A 406-nucleotide genomic window follows, 5' to 3' on the forward strand; every position below is an offset into this window, starting at 1 on the left:
TAACACCAAAGACGCTGAAGTCGTTCTGGTTGAAGGTCTGGTCCCGACACGTAAACACCAGTTTGCCCAGTCTCTGAACTACGAAATCGCTAAAACGCTGAATGCGGAAATCGTCTTCGTTATGTCTCAGGGCACTGATACTCCGGAACAGTTGAAAGAGCGTATCGAACTGACTCGCAACAGCTTCGGCGGTGCAAAAAACACCAATATTACCGGCGTTATCGTTAACAAACCGAACGCTCCGGTTGATGAGCAGGGTCGTACCCGTCCGGATCTGTCCGAGATTTTTGACGACTCCACCAAAGCAAAAGTAAACAACGTTAATCCGGCGAAGCTGCAAGAATCCAGCCCGCTGCCGGTTCTCGGCGCTGTGCCGTGGAGCTTTGACCTGATCGCGACTCGTGCG

1 protein-coding gene is annotated in these 406 nt (G+C 52.0%); it reads left to right on the plus strand.

Translation table 11 applies throughout. From position 1 onward, the window contains the following. On the plus strand, window positions 1-406 hold a 406-nt coding region (locus AC30CM_RS27240), incomplete at both ends, for an AAA family ATPase (RefSeq protein WP_490120013.1).

The sequence above is a fragment of the Mycobacterium sp. DHQP2018-32-09 genome, assembly GCF_058148405.1.